The following is a 16773-nucleotide window of genomic DNA, read 5'->3' as shown; positions in this document are numbered from 1 at the left end:
ATCATGGGGTGCGGCGCATTACCTCCCGCGCTTGAGGCCGCCGCAGAACAAGCAGCGCGTGGGCCAGCAGGCCGAACAGCAGCCCCCAGAACGCCGCCGACAGGCCAAGGAAGGACACCCCCGAAGCGGTGACCAAAAAAGTGAACAGCCCGGCATCACGCTCAGCAGGCTCGGCGAGGCTGCGTGCCAGGGCTTCGCTGATTGCCCCGTACAGGGCCAGCCCGGCAAGGGCCGCGATCAGTGCCGCCGGAAATGCCGCGAACAGCGACATCAACGTGGCCCCAGCAACCCCAAGCAGCAGGTACAGCACACTGCCGGCGACGGCCGCGACATAGCGCCGGCGCGGGTTTTCATGGGACTCATGGCCTGTGCACAGGCTGGCGGTGACGGCCGCCAGGTTCAGGCCGTGGCAACCAAAAGGCGCGAGCACGGCGCCACCGATGGCGCTGGCACTGATCAGCGGGCTGGCCGGCGTGGCGTAACCGGCGTTGCGCAGCACGGCCATCCCCGGCATGAATTGCCCGGTGAGGGCCACCAGCACCATGGGCAACGCCAGGCTGAACACCGCCGCCAAGCTGAATTGCGGGGCAATCCATTGCGGCGAGGCCAGTTGCAGCACCAACGCCTCGCTGCGAAACGCCCCGCTGGCCACGGTCACGACGGCGCCCACGCACAGTACGGCGGCCACCGCATAGCGCGGCTGAAGCCTGCGCATCAGCACATAGGTGATGAACATGGCCACCACCAGCAGCGGCTGTACCGGCAAGGCGCGGAACACCTCGATGCCGAAACTGAACAAGATGCCGGCTTGCATGCCGGCGGCAATGGAGCCTGGCAGGCGCGCGATGATGCGGTCGAAGGCCCCGCTGATGCCAATCAGCAGCAGGACCAGGTTGGCCACCAGGTACGCCCCCACGGCCTGCTCCAAGCCGAGTTCAGGCAGGGCCGTGACCAACAGCGCCGAGCCTGGGATCGACCAGGCGATCACGACCGGCACTCGGTAGCGCAGGCTGAGTACAGCGCCGAGCACTCCGCTGCCCATGGAAACGGCCCAGACCCAGGAAGACAGCTGGCCATGGGACAACTGCGCGGCCTCGGCAGCGTGAAAGATGATCACCAATGGGCCGGCGTAGGAGATCATCGTCGCCAGGCAGCCGGCGACGATGGCGGACAGCGAGCTGTCCTTGATCAGGGTTTTCATTACGCTTGCGCCGCCGTGGCCAGGCCATGGCGCTTGCCACTGACCAGGTGCACGGCCATGGCCAGCGCGGCAATCGCGCCAGGGATGGCGAACGCGATGAAATTCAGTTGCAACGGCAGGTTGATGCCCATCAGCGCGCCACCCAGCAGCGGGCCGACAATGGCGCCATTGCGGCCAATGCCCGAAGCCCAGCCCAGGCCGGTAGAGCGCACCGCCAGGCCATACATCTGTGCCGCGCCGGCATACAACAGGATCTGCGTGCCGATGGTGGTGGCGCCGGCGATGAAGATCAGCAGGTACAGCACCGGCATCGGGCTGTTCACCCCCAACAGGCTGATCGACAGCGCAGCTGCAATGAAGAAACCGACCTTGACCTTGACCAGGTTGTAGCGGTCGCCCAACCAGCCCCCCAAAATCGCCCCGGCCATGCCACCGAAGTTCAGCGCCAACAGGAACGACAGGCTCGAACCCAGGCTGTAACCCGCGTTGGCCATCAGCTTCGGCAACCATGAACTTAGCGCGTAGACCATCAGCAGGCAGCAGAAGAACGCCAGCCACAGGGCCAGGGTGCGCACGGCCAGGCCGTTGCGGAACAGCTCGACGACCGAGCTGCCAGCCCCCTTGCGGTCGGTTGCCTGAAGCACGTCACCAGGCTGGATGTCGCACTCGGGGTCAAGCTGTTTGAGCAGCTTGCGGGCTTCTTCGGTGCGCCCTTTACGTACCAGGAAGCCAATGGATTCTGGCAGGTAATAGAGAATCACCGGCAACAGCAGCAGCGGTACCGCCGCAGCGAAGAACATCGACTCCCAGCCGAAACGCGGCAGCATGAAAATACCGACGCCTGCCGACAGCATGCCGCCCAGCGAATAACCACTGAACATGATCGCCACCAGCGTGCTGCGCAGGCGTTTGGGGGCGTATTCGTTCATCAATGCCACGGCGTTAGGCATCAAGCCGCCACACCCGAGACCGGCGATGAAGCGGTAGATGCCGAACTCGCTGGGGCTGGTGGCAAAGCCGTTGAGGATAGTCGCCGTGGAAAACAACGCGAAGCAGATGGCGATCCCCTTCTTGCGCCCGATGCGGTCGGCCAGGCTGCCGAATACCAGGGCGCCAAACATCATGCCGAACAGCGCATAACTGCCCAGGGCGCCGGCCTGCAGGGGCGTCAGGCCCCACTCTTTCATGATTACCGGCAGCACCACGCCGTAAATGAACAAGTCATAACCGTCGAAGATCAGCAGCAGGCCGCACCAGGCCATGACCATCCAGTGGAACGCGGTAAAGCGCGCATTATCGATGATCGGGTGCACGTCAAGGGTTCGCATGGCATCTGTCTCTGTTGTTTTTGTTGTGGAGGAAAACGGTTGCCGGGGGGGCTGGCTCAGCCGAGGTCGCCGCCCCCTACCGGCAGCGTTACGCCGGTGATGTAGGAGGCTTCGTCGGAGGCCAGGAAGAGGATGGCGCCGACCTGCTCGTCGATGCTGCCGTAGCGGTGCATCAAGCTGCTGTCGAGGGTCTGGTCGACGATTTGCTGGTACCAGGCCTTTTCCTGCGCGCTCTGCTCGGCGGCGTTGCGCTGCACGCGCCGTGGCGGTGCCTCGGTGCCGCCAGGGGCAGTGGCATTGACACGGATACCGCGCCCGGCGGTTTCGAAAGCCAGGCAGGCGGTAAGCGCGTTGACGCCACCTTTGGCCGCGCCGTAGGGCACGCGGTTGACGCCACGGGTGGCGATGGACGAGACGTTGACAATGGCCCCTGCCCCGTGTTCGAGCATGTACGGCAACGCGGCATGGCAACACCACAAGGTGGGGAACAACGAGCGGCGCACTTCGGCCTCGATCTGTTCCACTTCGTAGTGTTCAAAAGGTTTGGCCCAAATGGTGCCGCCGACATTGTTGACCAGGATGTCGAGGCGGCCGAACGCTTCGACCGCAGCGGCCATGACGCGGGCACAATCGCTGTGCAGTTCGAGGTCGGCGGTGAGGGTCAGCATGCCCTCGCCGGCCAATTCGTGGACCAGCTCTGAGCGGTCCACCGCCACCACCTGCGCGCCTTCGGCCTTGAGCCGCCAGCACACGCCGCGGCCAATGCCTTGAGCGGCGCCGGTGACCAGGGCGACTTTGCCTTGAAATCTTGTGTTCATCAGTATTTCTCCATGCTGACGCGGACGCTGTGGGAGCGGGCTTGCCCCGCTAGCAGACCCCACGGTGGATGGCACGGGCTGCGCCCGTGTTCGCGGGGCAAGCCCGCTCCCACAAGGGCGGCCCCAAGGAAACTCAGGCCGCGGCGGCGAACTTCTCGTAGTAGAAGTTCGCCGGCGTAATGCCCTGCTCGCGAACGTACTGGCTGACTGCCTCGACCATCGGCGGTGGCCCGCACAGGTACACGTCCACATCGCCGTCATTGAGGTGGCGCGGTTCGATGTGCTGGGTGACATAGCCTTTCTGCGGGTACTGGCTGTCTGGGTTGGCCACGCAGGCGCTGAAGGTGAAGTTTGCAATGCGCGCCGCCAAGGCCTGCAGGCGGTCCAGCTCGACCAGGTCGAAGTCGTTGGTGACCCCGTAGATCAGGTGCACCGGGTATTCGCTGCCCTGCTCGGCGATCTTCTCCAGCATCGCGGTGAACGGTGCCAGCCCGGTGCCACCTGCCAGCAACAGCAGTGGGCGCTGGATCGGCCGCAAGTAGAAGCTGCCCAGCGGCCCTGCCAGGCTCATGCTGTCGCCGGCCTTGGCCAGGTTGGTGAGGAAGCTGCTCATCAAGCCGCCCGGCACATTGCGGATCAGGAAGCTGACCTCGCCGTCCTTTTGCAGCGAGCTAAACGAGTAAGCGCGGCTCTGCTCGCTGCCGGGCACCTTGAGGTTGACGTATTGCCCTGGCAGGAATGCCAGCCGGCTCAGCGCCTCGCCCTTGATCGACAGGGCAATGGTGCTCGCCGACAACTGGCGCACGTCGCTGATGGCGGCTTCGAAACTGGCCTGTTCGGTCTTGCACACGTGCGAAGAGGCCGGAATGCGCACCACACAGTCGGATTCTGCCCGCATCTGGCAGGTCAGCACATAGCCTTCGGCGATTTCGTCCTCGCTCAGGGCGTCTTCGATGAAGTTGTCGCCCAAGTCGTAGCGCCCGGACTCGGCCTTGCACTTGCAGGTGCCGCAGGCGCCGTCGCGGCAGTCCAGCGGGATGTTGATGCCCTGGCGGTAGGCGGCGTCAGCCACGGTCTCATGGCCAGTGGCCTCGATGAAGCGGGTTACCCCGTCCTCGAAATTCAGTGCGATCTGGAAGCTCATGTTGCACCTCGCGGGCGAGCCTGCCCGCGGCGCGCCATGCGGCACACCGGGCGGCTCGCGTTACCTCGGTTCAGATGTGGTAGATGTCGATGACCTGACGCACGTAGTCGTTCTTCAGGACCACCTTCTTGGCCTTGATCAACGGCTGCTCGCCGCGCAAATCGAGGGTGTAGAAGCTGCTGCCGAAGTAGCTGTCGGTGGTCTTGTAGCGAAAGCTCAGGGTGTGCCAGTTGAAGCGCACCTGGCAGTAACCCTCGCCCTGCTCGACGATCTCGATGTTGCTGATGTTGTGCGAGGTACGGGTGTCCGGCACGGTCGCGCTGGAGCGCTCGGTCTTGATGCGGAACACCCGGTCCTCGAGGCCACCTCGGTTGCCGTACCAGATCAGCGATATTTCGCTTTGTGGGTCTTCGGTGAGGCGGTCGTCATCGTCCCAGGAGGGCATCCAGAAGCTGGCATCGGCTGCGTACAGCTCCAGCCACTGGTCCCATTCGGCGTCGTCCAGGTAGCGCGCTTCGCGGTAGAGGAAGTCGCGCACGGTTTCGTAGAGGCTCATTGCACGGCCTCCACGGGGATCAGTTGCTGCTCATCCTTGAGCGCCTGGATCATGGTGTCCTGCCAGTACTTGTGTTGCAGCACGAACAGGCCTTCGTCCTCGGTGCGCACGCCTGACAACAGCGGCTTGAGCTCGATTTCCTGGGCCGCCTCGTCAGCGCCCTCGACCCAGTGGGCAGCGCCGCGTGACATATCATTCCAGCCAGTGCCGCCGCCGTAGCCGGTCTGGCACGAGCGGAACTCTTCAAGGTCGTCCGGGGTGGCCATGCCGCTGACGTTGAAGAAGTCCTCGTACTGGCGGATGCGCTTGGCACGGGCGTCAGCGCTCTCGCCTTTGGGCGCGATGCAGTAGATGGTGATTTCGGTCTTGTTCACCGAAATCGGCCGGGCAATACGGATCTGCGAACTGAATTGGTCCATCAAGTACACGTTGGGGTACAGGCAGAGGTTGCGCGAGTTCTCGATCATCCAGTCGGCGCGTGCCTGGCCGTAATCGGCGGCCAGCTGGTCACGTCGCTCGTAGGCCGGGCGGTCTTCTGGGTTGGCCCAACGGGTCCACAGCAGCAGGTGGCCATGGTCGAAGGAATAGAAGCCCCCGCCCTGCTTGGCCCAAGCGCCTGCGCTCATGGTCTTGATCTCGTCACCCGCCTCGCGCTGTTTGCGCTGGTTCTGGGTGGCGGCGTAGTTCCAGTGCACGGAGCTTACGTGGTAGCCGTCGGCGCCGTTCTCGGCGGTGAGCTTCCAGTTGCCTTCGTAGATATACGAACTGGCGCCACGCAGCACTTCCAGGCCTTCGGGCGACTGGTCGACGATCATGTCGATGATCTTGGCCGACTCGCCCAGGTGCTCTACCAGCGGTTTCACATCGGCATTCAAACTGCCGAACAGAAAGCCCCGGTACGACTCGAAGCGCGCGACCTTGGTCAGGTCGTGGGAGCCGTCGCAGTTGAAACTGTCGGGGTAGCCGGCGTTGCTCGGGTCTTTGACCTTGAGCAGTTTGCCGCTGTTGTTGAAGGTCCAGCCATGGAATGGGCAGGTGTAGCTGGCACGGTTACCGCGCTTGTGCCGGCACAGCATGGCGCCGCGGTGGCTGCAGGCATTGAGGAAGGCATTGAGTACCCCGTCCTTGTTGCGCGCGATAAAGATCGGCTGGCGCCCCATGGTCAGGGTGAGGAAGTCGTTCTTTTCGGGGATCTGGCTTTCGTGCGCCAGGTAGATCCAGTTGCCCTCGAAGATGTGTTTCATCTCCAGGTCGAACAGGCGTGGGTCGGTGAACATCTCGCGCTTGCAGCGGTAGATGCCCTGTTCACGGTCGTCTTCGAGCATGGCATTGAGGTAGTCGAATCCCAGGGACATGGCCAGGGTCTCCATTGTTATTGTTCAGACCGGGTCAGGTTAGGGATTCGACGGGTGGGGGACTATCCGGATTGTGCAGAGTGCTATCCAGTCATTCAGGCCTTTCTAATCGCTGTATTTGCTTCTAGCCATTTTTCCCTATTGGCTTTTGCTCTGCTCTGAGCCTCCAAGGTTAATCCAATCCTTGTTTTGAGGGGTTCGAGTTTTTCCACTCCCTCAGCAAGCCAGTTTGCGGCGATAAATCTGGTATCGGTGTACGATTTGATTGGGTGAGTTTTCATATTGGAGATCAGCGCTAGCCCATCCCGATGAAGGGACACCGTCACACTTTGAACAAGCTGTAGATCCTCGGGAAGGAATTTATCGCGCGCAAACAGCTTGTCAATCCGCGCTCCAGTCCCCTTGCCCTGATAGGCAATGAGATCTGCAAATTTGTCTTTGTCGCGGCTTGTTATGTGATGCGCGAACGAATAACTATCTCTACTAGTATATTTGGTCGGTAGTTCATCTATTGAAAATGGGCCTTGATAGATGAGGTCCGGTATGGAGCTTCGCCGCGGCCGAACTCCAAAAAAAGACTTCCAATCATGCCCACTGGGGTCTGCCCTATTCACAGGATCGGCGCCACAGTAACAGTACGTATTCACTCCCCCCGCCCCAAATGGACTGAGACTGTCGGGGCTATTGAACCTCATCAACACAGGGTTGAACCCCCGGTATCCATCCCCCAACAAATAATGACCCGTCGTAGATTCTTTGCGCTGCCCATTGAATCGCAACAATGAGGAACCCGTGCTATCACCTTCATAGCCGTAACCCGTGTATTTCATCGACGATGCTTGCCCTCCCATACATTCCAAGACCGAGTCTTTTAGGTCAGTCAAGTAAAATGCAACATGTTCAGCACCCCGCTGACCGAGCACCTGGCCTGCCGCACGCAATAGCGTCAATGCCTGCGCACCAGGATATCTGACCATCGCCAGACCCTCCGGCGAGTAAAAATACAACTGCTGCAAAGTAGACATAAGTGCCACCATTTTATCCATGAAGGCAAATGGTGGATCCGCGCTAATCTGCTCGCAACTGGCAGAAATAACAGGTACAAAGTACGGCTCCGCTTAACCGCGTCGCTTGAAGGTCTGCGATGGCAGCTCACCAAACTGCTGCCGGTACACCTCGGAAAACCGCCCCAAATGCAGGAAGCCGTAATCCAGAGCAAGCTCCGTCACACTCCGCACCCCACACGTGGCATCACTCAAACACGCCTGCACCCGCGCTAGCTTGCGTTGCCGCACATACTGCTTAGGCGTGGTACCCAAGTGCCGATCAAACAAGGCATACAACGACCGCACGCTCATGCAGGCCTGCTCTGCCAGCACTTCAGCTGAAAGCTCAAGTTTCAGGTTGCGCTCGATGTAATCCAGAATCCGCTCCAGGCTAGCCGCCGGTGCACTCAGGCTTTCGCGCCGAATGTTAGTGCTCATCAAGGTCAGCAGTTTGCTGGCCACAATCTGGTTGTAATGCCCCTGCACCCGCGGCAACGACTCATTCACCTCGGCTTCATGGCACACCATTGCCAGCAGGTTTACAAACCCTTCCAGCTCTTCCAATCGGTAGTGGTTACGCAGGAACCGCACGCCGCCATCCGGGCGATGCCAGCGTTGTTCTTCGCAGATCGAGTCGAGCAGCCGGGTCGGTACCTTGAGGATAAATTTCTCGCAGTCTTCCGAGTAGGTCAGGTCAACCGGGTCGTCTGGGTTGATCAGCAACAACTCGCCCGGCACCAAGTGATGCTCACGCTGGGGCCCGCGCCACAGGCAGTTGCCGTTGAGCAACACTTGCAAGTGGTAGATGGTTTCCAACGCAGGCGAGGTGACGCGCACGCTGCCGCCGTAGCTGATGCGGCACAGGTCGAGTTCGGCGAACTTGCGGTGGCTGAGGCTGGCCTGGGGGTGGGTGGTGCGCGACAAACCGATGCAGTGCTGGCCCACGTGCTGGTTCACATAATCGGACACAGCATAAGGGTCGGCGTGGTGAAACACGCTACTGCGCTCGCTCAGCAGGCGGCTTTCCATAGGCAAGGCACTCGGTTTCGTTATTGTTCTGGGCGCCGCTTCCTACGGGCCTTGGGGCCGGTGGTTGCGGTCGATCACGGTTATTCTATCGGGCTGGTCGCTGGGTACAGAGGCAGGCGACAGCCGGTGAATAGGCACACACTAAGCAAAAAGGCGGGGATTGGGCAATGCGACCATTGGAATCGTGGGCGGATAGCGGACAATAGGGCACGGTTAACCGTGCGATTATCGAACACTATTTCATTTTTACGGTATCGCTATCTCCTGCCGCCCTGCCCACCCCTGGCTCCTCGCCCGAAACTGGCGCGGCGCAACGGCGAACAGCTCACGAAAACGCCGGTAGAAATGCGGAAAACTGACAAAGCCGCTGGCAACGGCCACTTCGGTCAAAGACTTGCTGGTGTGTTGCAGCAACTGCCGGGCATGGGTCAGGCGCAATTCCAGGTAGTAGCGCGGCGGTGTCGCCTGTACATGGCGGCGGAACAGCCGCTCCAGGTGCCGACGCGACAAGCCTGCATGTTCGGCGATTTCGTCGATGCCGATCGGGTCTTCGATATTCGCATGCATCAGCTCAAGGGCCAAGCGTATGCCCTTGGGCAGGCTGGGGTCGATGTCCGCTGCAGTGGCCGGGGCGTCGCTCATCACCCGTGCGCGATCGCACGCCAGCATCTGCTCCACCGCCCGGCGCAACCCGTTGCCACCCCTGTGTTCGAGCAAGGCCAGCATCATGTCCAGGGCACTGCTAGCCCCTGCGCAACTCAGACGCCGACCATCCAACACATGGGCTTGGCGGCTGACACGTACCTTGGGGAACAGCTCGCTCATCATTGCCCGACCATCGGGGTGGAAGGCGCAGGCGTGGTCATTGAGCAGGCCCGCTTCGGCCAGGAAGTAGGTGCCGTTCCATAGACCACCCAGCTGGCAGCCATGCTGGTCGGCCTGGCGCAGCTTGGCGCGCAGCAGCGGTGCGCTTTCCAGGCGCACTCGGAGCCCACCGCATACCAACAAGGTGGCTAGCACCTGCACATCGAGCTCGGCCAGTGGCGTGTTGACCGGCAAGGCGATGCCCAGGTCGCTCATGACCTGTGCTCCATCACCCACTACCTGGATCTGGAACAGTGGCGTGGCGCTCATCAGGTTGGCGGTGACCAAGGTGTCCATGGCCGCAGTAAAGGCCATCATGGAGAAATGCTCACGTAATACGAAGGCGACGCGTTGGCACGGCATCGACAGCGAGGTACGGCCTGCGGTGTCCAGGTGGGCCAGGTTGGCGTTCTTGAGGGTGCTTTCGAAATGGCTCATGGCTTTGACTCAACTGCAAAAATCGCGTTGGCTTCTTCGCGAGCAAGCGCGCGCCTACAGGCAGCGCGCAAAACCAACGCTGGCACGAACCCTGCGGGCTTGCCCGCGAAGAAGCGCTCACCGATGGAACAGGTTACTTGCTGGCCTGTGTCGCCGCCGCGCGCGACGCTTGCAGCCACGCGTCGAACTGCTGGCGATGCGCCGCAACCCATTCTTTGGCATGGCGGGTGATGTCAGCAGGCTTTTTCTCACCTTGCTGCATCTTGAGGTTCTGCGCGCTCTCGTCCGCCGTGGTGATCTGCATCAGCGACAGGAATTTGGTGGCTGCCGGGTTTTCCTGGGCGAATTCCTTGTTCAGCACCGCCTCGACCTTGTCGACCGCAAAGCCCAGGTTCTTGCCCTTGTACATCGTGTCGACATCGTTGTTGCCATCCGGCAGGTCGGTCTTCGGTACTTCCAGCCAAACCACGTCCTTGTCCTCGACCAGCACGGTGGAGATCCACTGTGGCACCCAGGTGAAGTACAGGATCGGCTTGCCTTCCTTGTAGCGGGTGATGGTGTCGGCCATCAGCGCGAAGTACGACCCCTGGTCGACGTGCACGCTGCTGTCCAGGTCATAGGCTTTGATGTGGTGCGAGATGATCAGCTCGCAGCCCCAGCCCGGGTTGCAGCCGGTCAGGTTGGCCTTGCCGTCGCCGTCAGTGTCGAACAGCTTGGCGATTTCGGGCTTCTTCAGGTCGGTGATGTACTTGATGTGGTACTGCTCGGCGGTCTTCTTGTCGATCAGGTAGCCCTGCAGCACGCCGGGCATGATGTCGCCGGCCTTGACCATCACGTCATCGCCGCCGGCCTGCTGGTAGAACTTGTCGTGCAGCTTGTCCCACAGGTGCACGGTGAAGTCGGCATCGCCGTTGGCCAGGGCCACCATCATCACGCCGTACTCGGTTTCCTTAGGCTCCTGGACCTTGTAGCCCAGCTCGCGCAGGCCTTCCATGGCGACTTCGCCACGGAAGCGTTCTTCGGCGATGGAGGGGAAGATCGGCGTTACCTTCACGCCCTCGCCCGGCTTGTCGGCCGAGGCGTTGGCGCACAGCGAGGCGATTACCAGGGCCAGCGCGCTGGCGCCTTGCAGGATGCTGCGGGAGAACTTGGATTCCAACATCGTCGCGTACCTTCTTCTGGTTTTTATGTCGTGTGCGGCAGTACGAATGTGTTTGCGTCAGGCGGTCTTGCGCCGCCCTGCAGCGTGCCCTGAGCCGCATAGGCGCAGCACCGCACCCACGGGCCCGGTGTGGTACCAGCGCAGGCTCGGGTCGGCATTGGTGCGCGCGCCCATGGCTTGGGTCAGGCGGTCGAGGAAGATCGCCAACAGCACCAGCCCCATCCCCCCGACGGTGGCCAGGCCCATGTCCAGCCGGCCGATGCCGCGCAGCACCATCTGGCCCAGGCCGCCGACCGAGATCATCGAGGCGATCACCACCATCGACAGCGACAGCATCAGGGTCTGGTTGAGCCCGGCCATGATGGTCGAGGTGGCCAGCGGCAGCTGTACGCGGGTCAGCATCTGGCGCGGCGTGCAGCCAAAGGCGCGGGCCGCTTCGATCTTGTCTTCCGGCACCTGGCGGATGCCCAGGTTGGTCAGGCGCACCAGCGGCGGCAGGGCAAACACGATGGTCACCAGCACACCCGGCACGTTGCCGATGCCGAACAGCATCACCACCGGCACCAGGTAGACGAACGCCGGCAGCGTCTGCATCGCATCGAGCACGGGGCGGATAATGCTTTCCAGGCGGTTGCTGCGGGCGCAGACGATGCCCAGCGGTATGCCGATCACCGCGCAGAAAAACACCGAAGTGAGCACCAGCGCCAGGGTGGTCATCGACTCCGACCACACGCCGATCAGCCCCAGCAAGGTCAGGGTGACGAAGCACAGCAGCGCCATGCGCTTGCCCGCCAGCTGCCAGCCGAGCAAGGACGACAGCAGGATGCCAATGGTGGGCGGGATGCTCTGCAGGGTGAACTCGATGCCATTGAGCACTTGGTCGATCGGCCAGCGGATGGCGCGAAACACCTCGCGGAAGTTGTGCACGAGGAAGTTGAGGGTAGCGGTGACCCAGTCGCCCAGGGGGATGGTGGCCGCCTGGAACGGGTCGAGCAGGCTGAATTCGGACATGGGGCAAACCTCGCGGGGGTCAGTGGCGGCTCAGGGACTGCAACGGCGTGCTGTTGGCCAGGCTGGAACACTGGCAGCGGCTGTTGAAGGTCTTGAAGAACGCGCGCACGTAATCGTTGGCCGGCTGGTTGATCAGCTGCTGCGGGGTGCCGATTTGCACCACCCGGCCGCCCTCCATGATCGCGATGCGATGGCCGATGCGGATGGCTTCCTCGATGTCGTGGGAAATGAAGATGATGGTGCGCTGCTGCTCGGCCTGCAGGCGCATCAGCTCGCCTTGCATCTCGTTGCGGATCAGCGGGTCGAGGGCCGAGAAGGCTTCGTCCATCAACAGGATGGTCGGGTCGTTGGCCAGCGCCCGGGCCAGGCCCACGCGCTGCTGCATGCCGCCGGACAGCTGGTGCGGGTAGCTGTACTCGTGGCCGGCCAGGCCGACCTGGCTCAGCGCCTCGCGGGCACGGCGGTGGCGTTCGGTTTCGGCAACGCCGGCGATTTCCAGGCCGAAGGCGGTGTTCTGCAGCACGCTCATGTGCGGCATCAGGGCGAAGGACTGGAACACCATGCCCATTTCCTTGCGGCGCACATCGAGCAGGGCTTTATCGGACAGGCCGGTGATTTCGCGGCCGTTGAGGTGGATGCTGCCGGCGGTGGGTTCGATCAGGCGGTTGAACAGCCGCACCATGGTCGACTTGCCCGAGCCCGACAGGCCCATGATGACGAAGATCTCGCCACGTTTGACGGAAAAGCTTGCATCGAACACGCCGACGACGTGGCCGGTCTTGCTGAAGATTTCGTTCTTGTCGGCGCCCTTGCGGAGCATCTCCATGGCCATGTTCGGGTTGGGGCCGAACACTTTGAAGATGTTGTTTACCGAAAGAATCTCATCGGCATGGCTCATACGACCCTCGTTATTATGCTTATTAACCAATCTATCAACATCGCACTGTTCGGTAAGGCGGGTAGATCAGAGCGAGTACGCTTGGCAGTCCGTTCAAGAGCGAACGTGAGTCAACACCGGCACGCAGAAAGTCCTGCTTCAAAAAGTTATTCGACATCGATGTCTCAATGTCGCGCCGTGGGATTTACGTTATGCCTTGGCCCAGGGTGGGTCCAACGACATTTGCAGGGCGCTAATCATTACCTGAAGTTATCAATCAAGGCCTGAACCCCACCCTGCACTTGTAGGAGCAGCCTTGTGCTGCGAAGAGGCCCGCTCATACACTGGCTATGGGTGCCTGTACGGGCCCTTTCGCAGCACAAGGCTGCTCCTACACAGGACCTGAACCCTACCGACATGGTCAGACACTCTGAACCCGATCAGACCTTGATCAAGATGCCTTCGCTGCGCGCGGTCAAAGTCTTCGTCGCGGCCGCCAAATACCAGAATTTCACCCGTGCCGCCGAGGCCCTGTGCGTCACCCAGGCGGCCGTGAGCCGGCAGATCCGTGAACTGGAAACCTACCTGGGCGCCGAACTGTTTACCCGTGTCGGCCGCGCGGTAGAGCTGACCGTGGCGGGTTCAATCTTCTTCGATGCGGTGCAGTTATCGTTCGTCAACATCTCCCAGGCGGCCGAGCGAATCCGCAGCAACATCAACCCCAAGCACGTGGTTACCCTGTGCTGCTCGCCAGCGTTTGCCGCCCTGTGGCTGGGGCCAAGGATGCCGAAGTTCTTCGAGCAAAACCCGGACATCGACATCAACCTGGTGACCACCCAGAACTTCCTGTCGATGGAGCCTGGCGTACGGCCGGACATCTACATCACCAAGCTGGGCAAGATCCAGGCCGGCTACAGCTGCCACCCGCTCAACCATGATGTGGTCTACCCGGTATGCAGCCCGCAGTACCTGGCGCAGCACCCACAGCTGGCTACCTTGGAAGGAATTCGCGATGGCTCGCTGCTCAACCTCAGCCCCTATGGGCGCTCACAGGTGGCCGAGCACGTCGACTGGAATGTCTGGTTGGCGTTCCATGACGTCGACCTGAAGAGCCGTGCCAGCACGGCGCCGCATTTCTTCAATGCCAATGACTACAACCTGCTGGTGCAGCTTGCCCTGAGTAGCCAGGGCGTGGCATTGGGTTGGCACCACCTGGTGGGCCCGCTGGTGGAGCAAGGCTTGCTGGTGCGGCCGGTCGAACAGCAGTTGGTGCTCAAGGACACCTTCCATTTCCTGGCCTTCAACGAAGACAAGGAGCATGACGCCAGTTGCCGACGGTTGCGTGACTGGTTGTTGGCGGAGTTTCAGCCGTTGCTGACGGCCGCCACTTAAGGCCCGGGTCACTGCACCGGCAAGAAATTCATCAACAGCAGGCTTTGCGCATAATTGAGCCCTATCCGCCGATAGCGCTCGTCCAGCAGCTCTGCCAGCAAATCCAGCCGCGCCACGATCTTGCCGAACTCGACGGCGAAACTCAGGTTGCTGCCCTCCTCCGAAATCTCGTTGGAGAACAGCAACAGCACGCCGTTGGCATCCTGCCGCTGGCTAAGCATCCAGGTGGCTTTCTCGATATTGCGTGCCGCGTTATTGACGAACAGCGGGTCGATGGTGTCCGTCATGTAGAACTCGGTGCGCCCGCCATGGGCGGTAATCAGCATGCTGCCGATGGCATAGATGAACGCGCCGACCCGGTCCCCGCGAAACTCCGGGCTCAGCGCGTAACTCAAGGCGGCAAGGTCGCGGCGATTGCCCAGTTGCGCCAACGGTTGGCGCTGTTCGATGGCGATGCGGATCTGCCGCTCGGCCGTGGCGGCATCGACGTAGCCAGACATCTTCCACTGGTTGGGGTTGCGCAGGTACAGCTTGTTCATCAGCAGGTACAAGCTCTGCAGGTTGTCGCGCATCGACAGTGTCGCCAGGCGGTCGACACTGGTCTGGAACAGCTCGCTGGGCTTGCCATTGCCGAACTGGCTGACGATGTCACGGCCCTGCTCTTGGGTACAGGCGCACAGGCACGTCAGTGCGCCTGCCAACAGCAGGCCGGGGACTATTCTGGAAGGGCTTGCAACCATCGGCACCGGGTCGATATTCGGCGGCCGCACCGGGGATCAGTGCAGCCTGGCCAAGCATAGAGCCCAAGAAACCGAAAAAGTGCGATGGTCACATGGCGTGACGCAACATCTCCACCACCTGCGCATGCAACGCCGGGTCACCACAGGCCACCACACACCCGCCATGCTGCGCCGAGCTGCCATCCCAGGCCGTGATCACACCGCCCGCCCCTTCGATGATCGGCATCAAGGCCTGCACGTCATACGGCTGCAGGCTCGCCTCCACAATCACATCGACAAAGCCCGACGCCAGCATGCAATAGGCATAGCAGTCGCCGCCGTAACGCATCAGCCGAGCCTTGCCGGCCACGGTCTCGAATGCCGCCTTGCGCGCTGCGGTGTCGAACATGTCCGGGGTGGTGCACATCAGCGTGGCCGAGGCCAGGTCGGCGCAGGCACGGGTTTTCAGCGGCGTGCCACTGCGCCAGGCCCCTTCCGGGGTGCCGACGAAGCGTTCGCCGGTAAAGGGCTGGTTCATCACCCCCACCCGCGGACGCGTGCCATCGTTCAAGGCAATCAAGGTGCCCCACAGCGGCAGGCCGGTGATGAACGCGCGGGTACCGTCAATCGGGTCGAGTACCCAGGTCAAGGGGCTGGTACCCACTGCCACGCCTTGCTCTTCACCCAAAATGCCGTGCTCGGGATAGCGCGCCTGGATCAGCGCGCGCATGGCATCTTCAGCTGCCTTGTCGGCCACCGTCACCGGGTCGTACAACCGCCCGCCTTTGTCCTCGACGTCCAGGCTGGCACGGAAATACGGCGTGATCGCCACAGCGGCGGCATCGGCCAACTGCTCGGCAAAGGCGCGGAATTCGCCAATCTGTTCAGCACTCAGGGACATGGGGCAGGCCTCTTGAAGATGATGGAGGCCAGCATCATACCCGACAACCCGCGCCACAGCAGTCGCCTGCCATAGAAGCCATTATTATGCCACTATCGCTACTTCATTTAACCGTCACTCAATCGTTGTACTAGGATACCCATCACCTCCCGAATGCGGCCCAGGATGCGGGCCAACAGCCAGACGGGAAATTGCACCACCGGACCTCATGGACGACACGATGAATTCGCACCTGCTCTACCCACAAATCGGCAAAGTCATTGCCAGCACCGGCAGCCGCCAATTCCCGCGCATGCTGCACGACCTGATCCAGGCCCACCTGACCATCGACGCCACGCACATACGCCTGCTGCCCGTGGCCCCGGCCGGCCCTGACGCCAACGCGCCCGTAATCAACGAGACTGTATTTTCCTCGGACGTGCAGCCAAGCAGGGACTGCAGCGACCCGACGCGCTTGCACCTGATTCGCCGCAAAGGCGACGCCCGCTACGAAATCCAGGTGCTGCGCGCTGACTCCACCTACGGCTTCTCCGCCTTCGAGCGCAACCGCCTGGACGACATCTCGCCCCTGCTGTTGCCGATGCTGGAAAAGCACATCGATGCCCTGCAACCCGCCGCCGAGCGCGCCACGCAAGAGAGCCTCGAACAGCGTTTTCTCGACCGCCTGGCGCAATCGGGGCTGAAGCTGTCCGAACGGGAGCGCCAGGTGTGCCTTGGCCTGCTGGCCGGGCATACCGCACCGGAGCAGGCCGAGCGGCTGGAGTTGAAGGTGAATACGGTCGAAAGCTATTTGCGCCGGGCGGCGATCAAGCTTGGCATCAGCGGGCGGCATTCGTTGATGCGCTGGATGTATACGGCAGTTTGATCTTGTAATCCCCACTGGGGCACGAATCGCCGTGTAGGAGCAGCCTTGTGCTGCGAAGAGGCCGGTG

Annotated in this window: 16 protein-coding genes; 2 read left to right on the top strand and 14 right to left on the bottom strand. The window is 61.9% G+C overall.

Annotated elements, in window-relative coordinates; translation table 11 throughout:
- Position 1 precedes the first annotated feature (1 nt).
- From AB7M33_RS22865 to AB7M33_RS22810, 12 genes are all read right to left on the bottom strand, one after another.
- Entirely contained in the window at positions 2-1201 is a 1200-nt protein-coding gene (locus AB7M33_RS22865; protein ID WP_454243683.1) for a benzoate/H(+) symporter BenE family transporter, read from the bottom strand.
- Complete coding sequence (locus tag AB7M33_RS22860; protein WP_099454061.1) at positions 1201-2529, bottom strand: MFS transporter; 1329 nt, start codon at positions 2527-2529, stop codon at positions 1201-1203. The genes AB7M33_RS22865 and AB7M33_RS22860 overlap by 1 nt, the downstream gene beginning before the upstream one ends.
- A 56-nt stretch (positions 2530-2585) precedes the next feature.
- A complete protein-coding gene (locus AB7M33_RS22855) occupies positions 2586-3347 on the bottom strand; it encodes a 1,6-dihydroxycyclohexa-2,4-diene-1-carboxylate dehydrogenase (protein WP_454243682.1) in 762 nt (253 codons plus the stop codon).
- 133 nt (positions 3348-3480) lie between these two features.
- Entirely contained in the window at positions 3481-4491 is a 1011-nt protein-coding gene (gene benC, locus AB7M33_RS22850) for a benzoate 1,2-dioxygenase electron transfer component BenC (RefSeq protein ID WP_027595426.1), read from the bottom strand.
- A 70-nt stretch (positions 4492-4561) separates the two neighbouring features.
- Positions 4562-5047, bottom strand: a complete 486-nt coding sequence (gene benB, locus AB7M33_RS22845; RefSeq protein WP_027595427.1) for a benzoate 1,2-dioxygenase small subunit — start codon at positions 5045-5047, stop codon at positions 4562-4564.
- Positions 5044-6402, bottom strand: a complete 1359-nt coding sequence (gene benA / locus AB7M33_RS22840; protein WP_027595428.1) for a benzoate 1,2-dioxygenase large subunit — start codon at positions 6400-6402, stop codon at positions 5044-5046. The genes benB and benA overlap by 4 nt, the downstream gene beginning before the upstream one ends.
- Positions 6403-6497: 95 nt before the next feature.
- Positions 6498-7427, bottom strand: a complete 930-nt coding sequence (locus AB7M33_RS22835) for an RHS repeat-associated core domain-containing protein (protein WP_454243681.1) — start codon at positions 7425-7427, stop codon at positions 6498-6500.
- A 93-nt stretch (positions 7428-7520) separates the two neighbouring features.
- Entirely contained in the window at positions 7521-8477 is a 957-nt protein-coding gene (locus AB7M33_RS22830) for an AraC family transcriptional regulator (protein WP_454243680.1), read from the bottom strand.
- Between the two features lie 246 nt (positions 8478-8723).
- A complete protein-coding gene (locus AB7M33_RS22825) occupies positions 8724-9779 on the bottom strand; it encodes a GlxA family transcriptional regulator (RefSeq protein WP_454243679.1) in 1056 nt (351 codons plus the stop codon).
- Positions 9780-9912: 133 nt separating this feature from the next.
- The gene (gene proX, locus AB7M33_RS22820) at positions 9913-10941 is read right to left on the bottom strand and encodes a glycine betaine/L-proline ABC transporter substrate-binding protein ProX (RefSeq protein ID WP_085274396.1); all 1029 of its coding nucleotides are present in this window, start codon (positions 10939-10941) and stop codon (positions 9913-9915) included.
- A gap of 57 nt (positions 10942-10998) precedes the next feature.
- Positions 10999-11952, bottom strand: coding sequence for a glycine betaine/L-proline ABC transporter permease ProW (gene proW, locus AB7M33_RS22815; protein WP_099429412.1), 954 nt, complete (start codon positions 11950-11952; stop codon positions 10999-11001).
- Between the two features lie 19 nt (positions 11953-11971).
- Positions 11972-12850: a quaternary amine ABC transporter ATP-binding protein gene (locus AB7M33_RS22810; RefSeq protein WP_454243678.1), complete on the bottom strand. Its 879-nt coding sequence runs from the start codon at positions 12848-12850 to the stop codon at positions 11972-11974.
- A gap of 396 nt (positions 12851-13246) precedes the next feature.
- Between AB7M33_RS22810 and AB7M33_RS22805 the strand changes: the two genes are divergently transcribed.
- A complete protein-coding gene (locus AB7M33_RS22805) occupies positions 13247-14221 on the top strand; it encodes a LysR family transcriptional regulator (RefSeq protein WP_027596803.1) in 975 nt (324 codons plus the stop codon).
- A gap of 8 nt (positions 14222-14229) precedes the next feature.
- On the opposite strand, the gene AB7M33_RS22800 is transcribed toward AB7M33_RS22805, so the two are convergent.
- Together AB7M33_RS22800 and hisN are read right to left on the bottom strand one after the other, a co-directional pair.
- On the bottom strand, positions 14230-14961 hold the full coding sequence (locus AB7M33_RS22800) for a hypothetical protein (protein WP_027596802.1): 732 nt from the start codon (positions 14959-14961) through the stop codon (positions 14230-14232).
- Between the two features lie 88 nt (positions 14962-15049).
- Positions 15050-15841 (bottom strand): histidinol-phosphatase, encoded by a 792-nt coding sequence (gene hisN, locus AB7M33_RS22795; protein ID WP_085273361.1) that lies wholly within the window; start codon positions 15839-15841, stop codon positions 15050-15052.
- A 220-nt stretch (positions 15842-16061) separates the two neighbouring features.
- Between hisN and AB7M33_RS22790 the strand changes: the two genes are divergently transcribed.
- Positions 16062-16706, top strand: a complete 645-nt coding sequence (locus tag AB7M33_RS22790; RefSeq protein WP_454243677.1) for a helix-turn-helix transcriptional regulator — start codon at positions 16062-16064, stop codon at positions 16704-16706.
- The last annotated feature ends 67 nt before the right edge of the window (positions 16707-16773 follow it).

It is taken from the genome of Pseudomonas sp. Y3 TE3536 (assembly GCF_053629175.1).
This window is presented reverse-complemented; position numbering and strand designations above follow the sequence as displayed.